The sequence below is a fragment of the Cellvibrio sp. ARAG 10.3 genome (genome assembly GCF_051846955.1).
GTDB lineage: Bacteria > Pseudomonadota > Gammaproteobacteria > Pseudomonadales > Cellvibrionaceae > Cellvibrio.
Genome location: NZ_JBPYCU010000003.1, coordinates 192,133 through 206,737, shown reverse-complemented (window position 1 = coordinate 206,737; position 14,605 = coordinate 192,133). Strand labels below are relative to the sequence as shown.

General features: G+C 56.7%; 9 protein-coding genes. 2 read left to right on the top strand and 7 right to left on the bottom strand.

From position 1 onward, the window contains the following. Positions 1-80: 80 nt before the first annotated feature. On the top strand, positions 81-1,259 hold the full coding sequence (locus ACSV5M_RS05545; protein WP_439174612.1) for a hypothetical protein: 1,179 nt from the start codon (positions 81-83) through the stop codon (positions 1,257-1,259). Between the two features lie 61 nt (positions 1,260-1,320). On the opposite strand, the gene ACSV5M_RS05540 is transcribed toward ACSV5M_RS05545, so the two are convergent. The 4 genes from ACSV5M_RS05540 to gnd all read right to left on the bottom strand — a co-directional run bounded on the left by ACSV5M_RS05540 (position 1,321) and on the right by gnd (position 6,375). Beyond that, on the bottom strand, positions 1,321-2,187 hold the full coding sequence (locus ACSV5M_RS05540) for a sugar phosphate isomerase/epimerase family protein (RefSeq protein WP_439174611.1): 867 nt from the start codon (positions 2,185-2,187) through the stop codon (positions 1,321-1,323). A 28-nt stretch (positions 2,188-2,215) separates the two neighbouring features. After that, entirely contained in the window at positions 2,216-3,940 is a 1,725-nt protein-coding gene (locus ACSV5M_RS05535) for a GMC oxidoreductase (protein WP_439174610.1), read from the bottom strand. 39 nt (positions 3,941-3,979) lie between these two features. Beyond that, the gene (locus ACSV5M_RS05530) at positions 3,980-4,600 is read right to left on the bottom strand and encodes a gluconate 2-dehydrogenase subunit 3 family protein (protein ID WP_439174609.1); all 621 of its coding nucleotides are present in this window, start codon (positions 4,598-4,600) and stop codon (positions 3,980-3,982) included. Between the two features lie 320 nt (positions 4,601-4,920). Next, entirely contained in the window at positions 4,921-6,375 is a 1,455-nt protein-coding gene (gene gnd, locus ACSV5M_RS05525) for a decarboxylating NADP(+)-dependent phosphogluconate dehydrogenase (RefSeq protein ID WP_439174608.1), read from the bottom strand. Between the two features lie 298 nt (positions 6,376-6,673). On the opposite strand from gnd, the gene ACSV5M_RS05520 reads away from it, so the two are divergent. After that, a complete protein-coding gene (locus ACSV5M_RS05520) occupies positions 6,674-8,308 on the top strand; it encodes an L-lactate permease (protein ID WP_439174607.1) in 1,635 nt (544 codons plus the stop codon). Positions 8,309-8,312: 4 nt separating this feature from the next. Here the strand turns inward: ACSV5M_RS05520 and glgP are convergent, their stop codons facing one another. Genes glgP through ACSV5M_RS05505 form a run of 3 tightly spaced genes read right to left on the bottom strand, consistent with a single transcriptional unit; the run spans position 8,313 to position 14,564 of the window. Next, positions 8,313-10,817, bottom strand: a complete 2,505-nt coding sequence (gene glgP, locus ACSV5M_RS05515) for an alpha-glucan family phosphorylase (RefSeq protein WP_439174606.1) — start codon at positions 10,815-10,817, stop codon at positions 8,313-8,315. Then, positions 10,804-13,572, bottom strand: coding sequence for a cation-translocating P-type ATPase (locus tag ACSV5M_RS05510; RefSeq protein ID WP_439174605.1), 2,769 nt, complete (start codon positions 13,570-13,572; stop codon positions 10,804-10,806). The genes glgP and ACSV5M_RS05510 overlap by 14 nt, the downstream gene beginning before the upstream one ends. 2 nt (positions 13,573-13,574) lie before the next feature. Next, positions 13,575-14,564, bottom strand: a complete 990-nt coding sequence (locus ACSV5M_RS05505; protein ID WP_439174604.1) for a 2-hydroxyacid dehydrogenase — start codon at positions 14,562-14,564, stop codon at positions 13,575-13,577. Positions 14,565-14,605: the final 41 nt, after the last annotated feature.

Below are 14,605 nucleotides of genomic sequence, written 5' to 3'. Positions count from 1 at the left end.
TTGGCGCAAAGGCCGCGTCGAGTTAATCTAGCCAAAGCTCTTTATCTGAAAACAAAAATACTGAAAAACAGGAGTTGGTTATGAACACCATAAAAAGGGGTATGGGACTTGTGAGTGTGACACGTTGGCTTTTGTGTTTGTTGGCAATATTTTTGACCATACACAGCGCGCAGGCAAGCGATGCGCCCCAAGGTATGAATGCATACGATATGTTGGGCGAGCAGCTGGCGGATGTCATCAATCAGCAGGATGATAAGCGCATGGTCAAGATCTTTAACCTCAAGGAGTTTTTTCGTCGCGCGGCAAGATCAATGTTCACGCTTGAGCGGGATATCAATGCCTATGTTGCAGGGAGTATGAAAAATGGGGAGGTGCATCTGTCCAAGGTGTTATTTACGTCGACCTATCAACGAAACCCGAATGCGAAATTTATTCGTACCATCAAGAATAATCAGCCTGTAGTCAGGCTTGACTATAGCGACGGTGGACATGAGTACTTGCTGTTGGTGGTGGAAAAGCAAGGTGGTGGAAAACTGCAAATAGTCGATTTTTTTCCGCTTTCATCAGGGCAAATGATGAGTGAAACCCTGGGGGTCGTATCGCAAATGCTGTACAACCCGAGCGAGTCCCTGCTCAAACGGTTGTTTGGCAGTGTTGAATACAATGAGGCGCTGGGAGAAGCATTTAAGCGAATCGCTAAATTCAGAGCGGCGGGTAATTACAAAGCAGCCTACAGGGTTTTGCAGGCACAGCCGGAAAATATCAGAACCCGAAGAATTATGTTGCATTCGGCAATCAATCTGGCGGGACAGATTGGTGAGACGGAATACCGCGAGCAATTGGCGCTCCTGGATAAATATTATGGCAACGAAGAGTCGGCCGGCTTTTTATTGATTGATCATCATATTTATAACGGCAACTTCAGGCGGGCACAAAAAAGCCTTGATGGTATCGTCGGTTTGATCGGTGAAGATGGTGTATTGATGCTCTTGAAAGCCAATACCTGCCTGATGGCCGAGGACTTCGTCTGTTCCGAGCAGTATGCTCGCAAAGCTATCGCGATAGAGCCGGCCCTGGAAGATCCGTACTGGACATTAATAAACTGTCAGGTACACGCCAAAAAATACGCACAGGTGGTTGAAACACTGAAGTATCTTGAAGAGAATTTTGATTATGAATTTACCGAAGAAGCTTTTGCAGACGAGGTGTTCTATCAGGATTTTATTGAGTCGCCGGAGTATAAACGTTGGCTGTTGTAATTGAGTTCAACGCATAAAGAAAGGGCGCTAATCGCGCCCCTTCTTGCTGGTGGGAGGGACACTATTTATCCATCCCCGCAATCACCTTCTGCAAACCTTTCAGCGACGCTTCAACGCTTTGCATTGGGGTCATACCTTCCGGATACACTTCCTGCTCAACTACCAGCCACAACGTTCCACCCACAGTGCGGTTAGCAACAATCAGCGCTTCCCAATCGGTGGTGTCTTTGCCGATAATCGGGTTTTCCTTATTGCCTTCTGCCGGTGCGGCAGCTTTGTAGTGGGTGGTGATGGTACGGCCAGGGTAGGCTTTAATAAAATCAATCGGGTCTTTGCCGGCAACTTCGGTCCAGCCCACATCTTGCTGCAGGATCACGTCTGTGGAGGTGCCTGTGCCGATCACGTCCCAGGGCGTTTTGCCTTCTTTGCCCAGCATCTCTTCTTTGTGGTTGTGATAGCCAGTGTGCATGCCGTGGGGCTTTAATTTGGCTTGCACTTTTTCCAGGTCGGCGGCCACTTCTTTGGCGCCTTCGGCGGTGAATGCGCGGTGGTCCATGGGGATAATCAGGTAGTGGCAATCAATCGCTTTGTAGAACGCGACGGTTTTATCAAAATTTTCTTCAGAAAATTTATCGAAGCCGACGTGAGCGCCGGAGGCTTTCAAACCGAGTTTATCCAGAAATTTCTTCAGGCCTTTGGGATCGTCTGCGTAGGGGCCGAAGTTGCCGGCAAACTCCACGCCTTGAAAGCCCATGTCGGCGAGTTTCTTTAATGTGCCTTCAAAATCTTTGGCAACATCGTCTTTGATCGACCAAAGCTGAACACTCAGTTGCGGCGAGGTTGGCGCAACATCCGCTGCAAAGCTGGCTGCGCTGCTGCTGGTGATGACGGCCATGGCTAAAACCTTGAGATAGGTTGAGAGTTTCATCGTTGTCTTCCTTTTATTTGTTGCGTTATTAAATGTTACCGAGTTTTAGTTGTTCTACCGCGTAATTGCAAGCGCGTGCGGTGAGTGCCATAAACGTCAGTGAGGGATTTTGCCAGGCGCAGGAGGCCATGCTGGCGCCGTCCGTCACAAACAGATTGGGCACGTCGTGCGCCTGATTATAGCCATTCAGGATAGAAGTTTTAGGATCTTTACCCATTCTTGCAGTCCCCATCTCATGGATGGATAAACCAGGCGGCCATTCTTCAATAGTGCGCTGCACATTCTTCAGGCCGGCTGACTCCAGCATTTCTGCGGCGGTGTCCGCGATGTCGTTGAGCATCTTGATGTCATTGTCGGAGTAATCGCATTCAATGTGTAATTGCGGCATACCCCACTTATCCTTCTTGGTGGGATGCAGCGACACCTGATTTTCATAGCGCGGCAACATCTCACCGGAACCGCGCAAACCGAACTTCCATTCACCGGCACTTTTGATGGCATTTTTAAAATCCACACCAAAGCCGTCTTTGTAGGCAAACTGGCTCCAGTGTTCACGCGCTGCGCCACCGGCAAAGGAATAACCGCGCAGGAAGTCGGCATCTTTTTTGGTGACGTTACGGAAACGTGGAATATAAACGCCGGTCGGGCGACGGCCGGAATAGTATTCATCTTCAAAACCGGGCACTGTGCCGTTGGCTCCGGCGCCGTAAAGGTGGTCCATCAGGTAATGGCCGAGCACGCCGGACGAGTTGGCAATCCCGGTGGGGAAGGCCTCGCTGATGGAATTCAACATGACGTGCGTGGTGCCAAGTGTCGATGCACAAAGGAAGATGACCTTGGCAAAATATTCGCGCGTCTCCAGGGTTTCGCTGTCGATAACCCGCACGCCGGTAGCGCGATTGGTTTTAGGGTCATAGATCACGCTATGCACGATGCTGTTGGTGGCAATCGACAGATTGTTGGTCTTTAACGCCGCCGGTAACGTAGAGCTTTGCGTAGAAAAATATGCACCAAAGGTACAGCCTTTTTGGCACTCATTGCGCGCCATGCATTGGTAGCGGCCCTGTTCGATGTGGTGCGGCGCGGGTTTGGACAAGTGCGCACAGCGGCCCATAATTAATTTTCGGTCGTTGTATTTTTTTTCAAACTTCGCTTTTAAATCTTTTTCCACCGCATTGAATTCAAAGGGTGGCAGGAACTTGCTGTCCGGCAACACGGGAATATTTTCCACCGAGCCGCTGATGCCAACATAATGTTCTACATAGTCATACCAGGATTCAATATCCTTGTAGCGAATCGGCCAGTCCACGCCGTGCCCGTCTTTGGCGTTGGCGGTAAAGTCCAGGTCACTCCAGCGATAAGACTGGCGGTGCCACAACAGCGACTTACCGCCTAACTGATTGCCGCGAATCCAGCTGAAAGGTTTTTCTTGCGGGGTGCTATAGGGATGGTCGCGGTCATTGGCAAAAAAATGTTTGGTTGCATCGTTAAACGCATAATTTTGTTTTTGAATGTAATATTGCTCATCAACAATATCGCGTTCGATCTTGCCGCGAAACGGCATCTCCCACGGCTTTACACCTTCGCCGACATAATCCTTGCGGTGTTCTACCGGGCGGCCCCGTTCCACCATCAAGGTCTTCAAACCTTTTTCACATAATTCTTTGGCGGCCCAGCCGCCGGTAACCCCGGAACCTACAACAATCGCGTCGAATTTTTCCTGGGTCTTTTTGATATAAACCGTATTACTCATAGTCTGCTCGATCTGTATTTATTTCATAAACCCGGCTGCTTAGAAGTTCAGCGACCAAGCTTTGCCGACAGTAGAAAATTTCACCGAACCTTTATAGCCGCCGGGAATGGCCAGATACGCCAGCTCTTTGGAGGCACCGACTTCGGAGGTGTAATAACCAAATACCACCAGCGCTTTAAATTGTTTGAAGTGCTCGCGGTCATCCGCCGTAAATTCACCCTGGGCTTTTTCCATCTGCGTCAGCAATGCAACTTGCTGGTCTTTCGGGCAGGATAAAAATGCCTTGCCATAATTTTTTTGCGCGGCGTTATCAATTTTTTGCAAACCGGCGAGCAGTGATTGTTGTTCATCGGCATTGAAACAATAGGCTGCCTGGTAATCGATAAAATTATGCACATCAGCGCCTATCGCACTGGGCGTATCGGTAGTGGGAATAATCAGTTCACCCAGTTCGCGCACCAATGCCAATTGCTCCGGCTTGAGGAAGCGATTTTTCCGCCGGGATATATCGCGCGGGCTGGTAAAACTTTCCGCCATTAATGACAGCGACGTGGCAGACAGAGCGAGGCCACACAATGCGGCTAATTGCTTGATTGCAGTACGCCGTTCAAGGTGAATATCGGAAGTGGCTATCACGCCGGGATCAGTAACGTTGGGCATAGAGAGGTACTCGGTTGCTGAAAGTCGATGCGGAATTACAGATCACTGCTGCGGGTTACACAGCGGTTATTGAGCGCATTGCTATTAATTTGAGAGAGCCGACCGCAATTATTATGGGTCCAAATGTAATCGTTTACACGCGCCGTGCAAGTACATTTACACAACCATACAAATCATTCGGTTTTTTGTAACAGCGCAGTGATCCTGAAGGAAAAATAGTGATTTGCAGTTATAAAAATAGCGGAGATCAGTTGGGATATTGAAAAGATTGTGTGATCAATCGGGCCAGCCAGGCATGGCTGGCCCGAGTAAAGGCTGGGTTACACGTTATACGTAGACGACGCCGTATTACCACCGCGACCGGTCCAGTTGGTGTGGAAGAACTCACCGCGTGGTCTGTCGATGCGCTCGTAGGTGTGCGCGCCGAAGAAGTCGCGTTGCGCTTGCAGCAGGTTGGCTGGCAGGCGAGCAGTGCGGAAGCCGTCGAAGTAGGTCAGTGCCGAACTGATGGTCGGTGCGGGGATGCCGTTAACAATGGCCGCCGCCGCCACACGCCGCCAGCCTGCCTGGGCTGCTTCCACGGTGGTGCGGAAGTAGTCGTCCAGCAACAGGTTGCTCAGCTCCGGGTTCTTGTCAAAGGCTTCCTTGATGTTGCCGAGGAAGGACGAGCGAATAATACAGCCGCCGCGCCACATCAGGGCGATGCCGCCGTAGTTGAGTTTCCAACCGTATTCTTTGGCTGCTTCGCGCATCAGCAAATAGCCTTGGGCGTAAGAAATAATCTTGGACGCGAAGAGCGCGTTGCGCAGGTCGTCAATCATGGCTTTCTTGTCGCCGTCAAACTTGATGGCGGGGCCGCTGATGACTTTGGACGCTTCGACGCGTTGGTCTTTCTGCGATGACAGGCAACGTGCAAATACCGCTTCGGAGATCAGCGTCAAGGGAATACCCAGGTCCAGCGCGATCACGCCGGTCCATTTGCCGGTGCCTTTCTGGCCAGCGGTATCGAGGATCTTGTCCACCAGCGGTGCGCCGTCTTCGTCTTTAAACGCGAGGATGTCGCGGGTGATTTCAATCAGGTAGGAATCCAGTTCGCCCTGGTTCCACTCTTTAAAGACTTCGTGCATCTCGTCGGCAGACATGCCGAGCAGGTCTTTCATGATTTGATAGGCTTCGCAGATCAGCTGCATATCGCCGTATTCAATGCCGTTGTGCACCATCTTCACAAAATGGCCGGCACCGTTCTCACCTACCCAGTCGCAACACGGGCTGCCGTCATCCACCTTGGCGGCGATGTCCTGGAAGATCGGCTTGACGTGGGGCCAGGCCGCCGGTGAACCGCCGGGCATGATCGATGGGCCAGTCAGGGCGCCTTCTTCACCACCGGATACGCCGGTGCCGATAAACAACAGGCCTTTGCTCTCAAGGTAAGCAGTGCGGCGATCGGTATCGGGGTAGTGGGTGTTGCCGCCGTCGATGATGATGTCGCCCGGCTCAAGGTGGGGAATCAGTTGTTCAATAAAGTCGTCTACGGCCTTACCGGCCTTGACCATCAGCATGATCTTGCGCGGCTTGGCCAGGGATTGGACCAGCTCTTCAATGGAGCGGGCGCCACGAATGCTCTTGCCCTGGGCGCGGCCTTCGATGAAGGCGTCGACTTTTTCAACGGAGCGGTTATAAGCGGTGACGGTATAGCCCTTGCTCGCCATGTTCAGGATCAGGTTTTCGCCCATGACGGCGAGCCCAACGAGGCCTATGTCAGAAAGTGGTTTCATAGAGAGGATGCCTGTTATCAGTGATTGATGTTCTCATGAGGGTTGTGGCGCTGGGCGCTCTTGTAGGGCTGCGTATTATTCAACTTTATCGACCAAAATAACAGCGCGGCGGCATAAAGTTGTCACTATTTAATTCATTGTTTTTGCTAATAAATGTACACCGGACGAAAGTCAGGGGAGATTCACCCGCTAGGCAGAATCAGACGCCGGCGCTTGCGGCTTGTTTGATTTGTGGCAAGGCACTTCCGTCAGCCTGCGCTTAACCTGCCTTCACTCACGCTTCAGGAGTTTGTCGTTCGTGCCTATCCTTCACTGGATCGCCGCGCTGGTCCCGGTTATCGCCGTCTTTGCATTACTGGTGGTGATGCGCCTTCCAGCCAGCCGGGCCATGCCTTTAAGTCTTTTGTTAACGGCCTTATTTGCCGCCTGGGTGTGGCAGGTACCACTGCGCCAGCTGGCGGGTTCAGTGGTCGAGGGCTGGCTGATTGCCGTGACTATCTTGCTGATTATCTTTGGCGCCATTTTGTTATTGAACACCATGAAAGCCAGCGGGGCGCTGGAGGTAATCAGTCAGGCTTTTTGCCGGATCTCGCCGGACCACCGGGTTCAAGTGCTGATCATCGCGTGGTTGTTCGGTGCATTTCTGGAAGGCGCCAGCGGTTTTGGAACCCCCGCGGCTATTGTGGCCCCTTTATTGGTGGCATTGGGATTTCCCGCGATGGCGGCGGTGGTCATGGCATTGATTGCCGACAGTGCGCCGGTGTCGTTTGGCGCGATTGGCACTCCCGTGATAGTTGGTCTGGGGCAGGGCATTCCCGGGATCAGTCCGGCTGGGTTGCAGGCCATTGCAATAACAGCGGTTGGGATAGACGTTGTGGTGGCCAGCTTTTTACCCTTAATCATGGTGACGATCCTCACCCGCTTTTTCGGTGCCCGGCGGCGCTGGCGCGAAGGTTTGGCGCTATGGCCTTTTGCTCTCTTGTGTGGCTTCAGTTTTACTCTGCCCGCTTATCTCGTCGCCCGCTGGCTGGGCCCGGAATTTCCTACCTTGCTGGGGGCCTTGGTTGGGCTTGTCGTTGTGGTTACTGCGGCGCGTTATGGATGGCTGGTGCCCAAAGTGCTGTGGCGTTTGCCGGACCAGGAGGTTTCTGGCAGTGGGCATGTCGTCACTCAGGCGGAGGGATTACATCAACACAGGCCGGTTGCACTGCAAGCGCAGCCCGGTCTGATGCAGTCCTGGTTGGCTTACGGGCTGGTGGCGCTGTTGTTGGTGTTAACTCGATTGGAATCGCTGCCGTTTAAAGCATGGCTGCAGTCCGTTGACCTGCAATTTGACGCGATCCTGGGCACTGCGATTACGGCGAGGATAACGCCGCTTTATGTGCCTGGCAGTGTGTTTATCCTGGTCGCCCTGGTGATAGGGATCTATTACCGGCTGCCCTGGAGGGTATCGCTGAACGTGTGGCGAGAGGCTGCCCAAGGCTTGCTCCCTTCGGCACTCGCCCTGGCAGCTTCAGTGCCTATGGTGCGTATCTTTTTGAATTCCGGGGTTAATACGGCGGGTCTTGAACCCATGCCCAGGGCCCTGGCCCAGGCTGCAACAGCGGCGGCGGCAGACATCTGGCCCTTTGTTGCTCCATTCGTCGGAGCGCTGGGAAGCTTTATCGCGGGCTCCTCTACCTTCTCCAACATGATGTTTGCGCGCTTACAGCAAGAAGCGGCGCTGGCCAGCGGTCTGGCCCCGGACGTTATCCTGGCGTTACAAATGCTGGGCGCCAATGCGGGTAATATGATCTGCGTCATGAACGTGGTTGCCGCTGCGTCAGTGGTGCAACTGGCGGGTAAGGAGGGCCAGATTATCCGTTATACCCTGGCGCCGATGCTGTATTACTGCCTCGGCGCAGGTGTAATCGGCTGGTGGCTCAGCCGCTAATCGATTATCGACGGGTTTGCCAGATGATCAGAGGATTCTCCGCCGGGATGCAAGCCTGGGGATGGGCCGGGATCACCCGTGCGGTAAAGTCGCTCAATGGGCGTTCGGGCACGGCGGTACGAAAGCGGTAGGCATGCACGGCGCCTTCAATATGGGATAGCAGTGCCATGGGGATAATGTGGGCCTCTTGTGGCGGGCGCGGGTCGGCCACCATCTGCACCGCGATGGTGGCCGGATCAATCCCGCCCAGATACACCGTCAGTTCAATGGCCGAAGGGTCAGATTCGGCAGCCTCAAATTCGCCGATATGGATTTCATGCCAGTGTTGGGTCAATTGGTTGCGCCAGGCTTCCAGTTGGGCCGCCAGGGCGCCCTTGTCGCGCTGCCGCTCGCGCCATCCGGCAGCGGCGGGCAAGTAATACTGATCCAGGTATTCGTGCATCATGCGGTTACTGCTGTAACGGGTGGTCAACTGCGCCATGCTGGCGCGTATGGTACGGACCCAGCGGCGCGGAATGCCCTCGGCATCGCGGGTGTAGAACAGCGGAATGACGTCGTTTTCCAGCAGTTGATACAGCCGCTCCGCATCCCGGTCGTCGTCTTCGTGTTCCTCTCCGTTCCCCAATGACCAGCCCACCTCCGGGTTCCAGGCTTCTGCCCACCAGCCATCCTGGCTGGACAGGTTGAGCCCGCCGTTCACCAACACCTTCATGCCGCTGGTGCCACTGGCCTCCCAGGGGCGGCGCGGCATATTCAGCCAGACATCGACCCCCTGAACCATGTGTTGGGCCAGGGCGATGTCATAGTCTTCGATAAACACCAGGTGCTGGCTCACGTCCGGCCGCTGGATAAAGTGATACCAGGCTTGCAGGACCTGCTTGCCTACCTCATCCGCCGGATGGGCTTTGCCTGCTATCAACAATTGCACCGGGTAGCGTTCATTGCACAGCAGCCGCGCCAGGCGCTCCGGCTGGCGCAACAGCAGGTCGAGGCGCTTGTATTCGGCGAAGCGACGGGCAAATCCCAGGGTCAGGATATTGGGATCAAGGACATTGGGGGTCGGGAGGGCGCATACGTCCGGGGCGGTTTCATAGCGGAATTGCTCCGCCAGCCGGTGGCGGGCGTAATCCACCAGCCGGGCGCGACCCTGGCCGGCCAGTTGCCAGAGCTGCTTGTCGCTGAGCTGGTCCAGTTGGCTGGTGTCCAGGTCATCCAGTTCCCCTCGCCAGCGCTCGCGCCCGAACAATTGGGTCCACAGGTTATCGGCTTCGATAGAGTCCCAGGTCGGAATATGGACGCCGTTGGTCACATGGCCGACGGGCACCTCGCGCTCCGGCCAGCGGGGAAACAGCGGCTGGAAGATGCGCCGGCTGACCGCGCCGTGCAACCGGCTCACCCCATTGCTGCGCGCGCAGGTCTTGAGTGCCAGATAAGCCATGTTAAACGGCTCGTCCGGATGTTCGGGCCGAGCTCGCCCCAGGCCGATCAGACTGTCGATGGGGATACCCAGATGCTGGGCAAATTCGCTGATATACCACTTCAACAGGGCGATGGGGTACCGGTCAAAGCCAGCCTCAACGGGTGTGTGGGTGGTGAAGACATTGCCGATCCGGGTGGCCCAGAGCCCACGCCAGAAGTCGGTTTTATGTTTTTCCGCATAGGCGCGGGCGCGTTCCAGGGTCGCAAAGGCGGCGTGGCCTTCATTCAAATGGCAGACATCAATATCCAGCCCCAGGGTTTCCACCAGCCGCCAACCGCAAATACCCAGGGCAATCTCCTGGACCAGCCGCAGTTCGGTAGAGCCCCCGTAGAGTTTGCTGGTAATGCCGCGATCACTCGGGCGATTGCGCGGGTCGTTGCTGTCCAGCAGGTACAGCTGGATTCGGCCGATCCTGGCATGCCACACCCGAAAGCGCACCTGGCGACAGAGGAAGCCGGTGTCGATATGCAGCCAACTGCCATCGGCGCCTTTTAATGGTTGCAATGGCAGGCTGCCGGGGTCGTTATATAAGTAGGTTTCCTGTTGCCAACCGTCGCGCGTCAGGCTTTGCCGGAAATAGCCCTCTTGGTACAGCAAGCCGATGCCCACCAGAGGTACCCCCAGGTCGCTGGCGGTCTTTAAATAGTCCCCGGCCAGGATACCCAGGCCGCCGGCGTAAAGCGGCAGGGCATCACACACACCGAACTCCATACTGAAATAAGCGATGCCGCGCACCGGCTGGTCGGGGTAGTGACGGCTATACCAGGCCGGCCCGTCGAGATAGCGGCGGCGCGCCTTGACCAGACTATCCAGTTGGGCCACAAACGCCGGGTCCCCGGCCAGGCGGGCCAGTTCGGCATCGCTGGTCAGTTGCAGGACGCTCACCGGGTTGTGGGTGTGGTCCCAGACTTCGCTGTTGATCTGTTGCCAGAGCTCGTCGCCGCCGTGGTTCCAGCTCCAGCAGAGGTCGGCCGCCAGCTCATTCAGGATGGCCAGGGGCTCGGGCAGCGGGCGATCAAAAGTGGACATGGCCAGGTACTCCCGGTTGATGAAGCGACCAGCGCCGGTGAGCATGGCGTAGCCACGCCTTCTCAAGCTCTACCAGCAGCAGAATAGGACTGGTGGCCGCCACCAGGATCAGCCAATGGGCCGGCGCCAGCGGGGCGAGGGAAAACACCTCCTGGCTCAACGGCCAGTAGGTAAAGGCAAGCTGCATGACCGCGACCAGGGCAATACTCAAGAGTGCCGGCCCACTGCCAGCCCAGTAACGCCGGTGCCAGATCGCATCGTGCAGGCTGCGCGCGGTCAGCAGGTAAAACGCTTCGAAGCACACCAGCGCGTTCACCGCCACACAACGTGCCAGCTCAATGTCGCCGGTGCGTTGCAAATGCCAGCGGAACAGCAGAAAGATAGTCGCCGCACCTATACCGCCCACCAGCATCACCCGGTACAACAGCCGGGGGGTCAGCAACCCTTGATGGCGTGGGCGGGGTGGGCGTTGCATCAGGTTGGCTTCCGGGGGCTCAAAGGCCAGCGCCAGGGTGAGGGTGACGGCGGTGATCATGTTGACCCACAGGATTTGTGCGGGCGTAATCGGCAATAACCAGCCGAACAGGATGGCCAGCAGGATCACGCTGGCCTCTGCCAGGCTGGTGGGCAGGATGAAGACGATGGATTTGACGATGTTGTCATGAATCCTGCGCCCCTCGGCAACAGCGCCTACGATGGTGGCGAAGTTGTCATCCGTCAGCACAAACGCAGCCGCGTCGCGCGCGGCATCGGTACCTTTCTGGCCCATGGCGATGCCAATATCCGCCTGACGCAGGGCTGGCGCGTCGTTGACCCCGTCGCCGGTCATGGCCAGGGCATGTCGGTGTGCCTGTAGCGCTTGCACCAACTGCAATTTATTGGCCGGGCTGGTGCGCGCGAAGATGGACACCTTCTCCGCCAGCGCCGGTAAATCCTGCGCCGCAACCTGGTCCAGTTCGGCCCCGGTCACTACCCGATCCGCTGCCAGGCCCAACTCCCGTCCGATCACTGCTGCGGTGGTGGGGTTATCGCCGGTAATCATCAGCACGCGAATACCCGCTTGCTGGCACTGGGCGATGGCCGCTACTGCCTCCGCACGGGGTGGATCACTGATGCCCACCAGCGCCACCATCACCAGGCCGCCCGCAGTTACCTGATCGTGGTGCAGCTGGCTGGCATTATCCGCAGCGGCTTTGTTCGCCAGGGCGAGCACCCGCATGCCCTGGTTGGTCAGGAAATTCACCTCGGCTTCCCAATAATGTTTGTTAAGCGGCTCGATACCGCGCGGGCCCCATTGGTAGCGACACAGGTGCAGCAGTTGGTCCGGCGCGCCTTTGATAGCGATCTCCCGGGTGCCATTTGCCATCTGGTGCAGACTGGCCATATAGCGCTTTTCGGTTTCAAACGGCAGGGTGTCCAGGCGCGGCCGGTGCCGGGCATGGTCCGCCGCATTGAGTCCCTGCTTGAGTGCCAGCACATGGAGCGCTGCCTCGGTGGGATCGCCATGGATATTCCAGTCGCCGTCGTCTTCGGTCACATTGGCGTCGTTGCACGACAGGGCAATGCCGCAGGCGGTATTCAGCTGTTGCTGTTCGTCCTCGTTGGGCGAGCGGCCATGGTGATGCTGGATGTCGCCGATGGGCGCATAGCCCTCACCGCTGATGGTGAAACGGGCTGTGCTGGTCACCAGCAACCGCGCCGTCATGGCGTTGGCGGTGAGGGTGCCGGTTTTATCGGAACAGATAACATCCACTGCGCCGAGCACTTCAACCGCCGGCAAGCGGCGCACCAGCGCATGTTTGCGCGCCATGCGCTCCACGCCCATGGCGAGCGTAATAGTGACGATGGCGGGCAAGCCTTCCGGGATGGCGGCCACCGCGATGCCGATGGCGCCCTGAAACATCGCCGCCAGGCTGTAATCGCGGACCAGGAAACCAAACACGGCGGTAGCTGCTGTTACTAGCAGGATTACCAGGGTCAACTGGCGCGCCAGTTGCGCCAGTTGTCGTTGCAAAGGTGTTTCGGGCAGGGCGACATGCTGTACCAGTTCACTGATCTGGCCGATCTGGGTGCGGTTGCCGGTATGGGTCACCAGACCACGGGCCGTACCGAAGGTCACCATGGTGCCCATATAGGCCATGGTGCTTCGTTCGGCCAGCGGGGTGTCCAGGGACACAGCGTCCACGCTTTTTTCCGTGGGTTGGGATTCACCGGTGAGCATGGCTTCATCGCAGCGCAACGACTTGTTGTAAAACAGGCGCATATCCGCCGGTACACGGTCGCCCGCCTGGAGCGCCACCACATCCCCGGGCACCAGCAGTTGGCTATCGAGCGTAAAGCTCTGGCCGTCGCGCATCACCAGGCACTGGTTCTTGCTCAGGCGCAGGATACTGCGCAGGGCGGCCTCGGCCTTACCTTCCTGGATAAACCCGATGGTGGCGTTGATCAGCACCACCGCCATGATCACCCCGGCGTCGACCCAGTGCTGGATAAGGCTGCTGATCAGGGCGCTGGTGAGCAGCACGTAGATAAACAGGTTGTGGAATTGACGCACCCAGCGCCGCCAGGCAGGGGTCGGCGGGTTGGCGGGCAAGCGGTTTTCACCCCAGCGAATGCGTCGGCGATAGGCTTCCGTAGCCGATAACCCCACATCGCTCGATGCCAGCTGCGCGAACAGTTCTGCCGGGGTTCGGGCGTGCGCGTCTGGCAATGGCGGAGCGTCAGCCGGTAACTCGGGAGGCAGAGAGCGGTTCATGGTTAATTCACGCAGCAGATCCGGTCCAGTTCGCCCTGTGCAAAGTGGCTGATGTTGGCCAGGGTCACGCGGGCAATGGCGGTCAGGGCTTCCCGGGTAAAGAATGCCTGGTGCCCGGTAATCACAACATTGGGGAAGGTCAGCAGGCGGGCAAAGATATCGTCCTGCAACAGGTTGTTGGAGTAATCCTCAAAGAACAACTTGGCTTCTTCCTCGTACACATCCAGCCCCAGGTAACCAATCTTGCGTGACTTCAAGCCGGCGATAACCGCGCGCGTATCGATCAGCCCGCCGCGCCCGGTGTTGATTAACATCACCCCGTCCTTCATGGCTTTGAGGGTATCGGTATTGATCAGATGGTGGGTGGTGGGGGTGAGCGGGCAGTGAAGGGAGATAATATCGGCCTGGCACCAGATCTCATCGCGGGCGAGGTAACGAACGCCCCGCTCAACAAGCGCCTGGTTGACCACCGGGTCGTACGCAATGACCTGGCAACCCATGCCCAGCAGGATGTTGGCCAGTACTGCGCCGATCTTGCCGGTGCCGATGATGGCGACCGTCTTCTGGTACATATCAAAGCCGAGCAAACCGTTCAGGGAAAAATCGTTCTCGTGCACGCGATAGTGGGCGCGGTGCAGGTGGCGGTTGAGCATCAGCATCAGGCCCAGCGCGTGTTCAGCCACCGCGTGGGGCGAATAATCCGGCACGCGCGCCACGGTGATGCCCAGGTCTCTGGCGGCGGTCATATCCACCTGATTGAAACCGGCACAGCGCAGGGCAACGAGGCGAACCCCCTGTTTGGCCAGCACCTTAAGGGTGGCGGCATCCAGGATGTCGTTAACAAAGCAGCACACGGCGTCGCAGCCTTGGGCGAGCAATGCACTCTGCTCGTTTGCGGCAGCTTCGTGGAAGACCAGCGTATGGCCCTGGGTATTAGCCGCCGTCAAATACTCCACGTCATAGGCTTTACTGCTGAAGACAGCGACTTTCATAACGGCTTCCACCCGGTAATTGTAAGGAGCTTTCGGGGAGT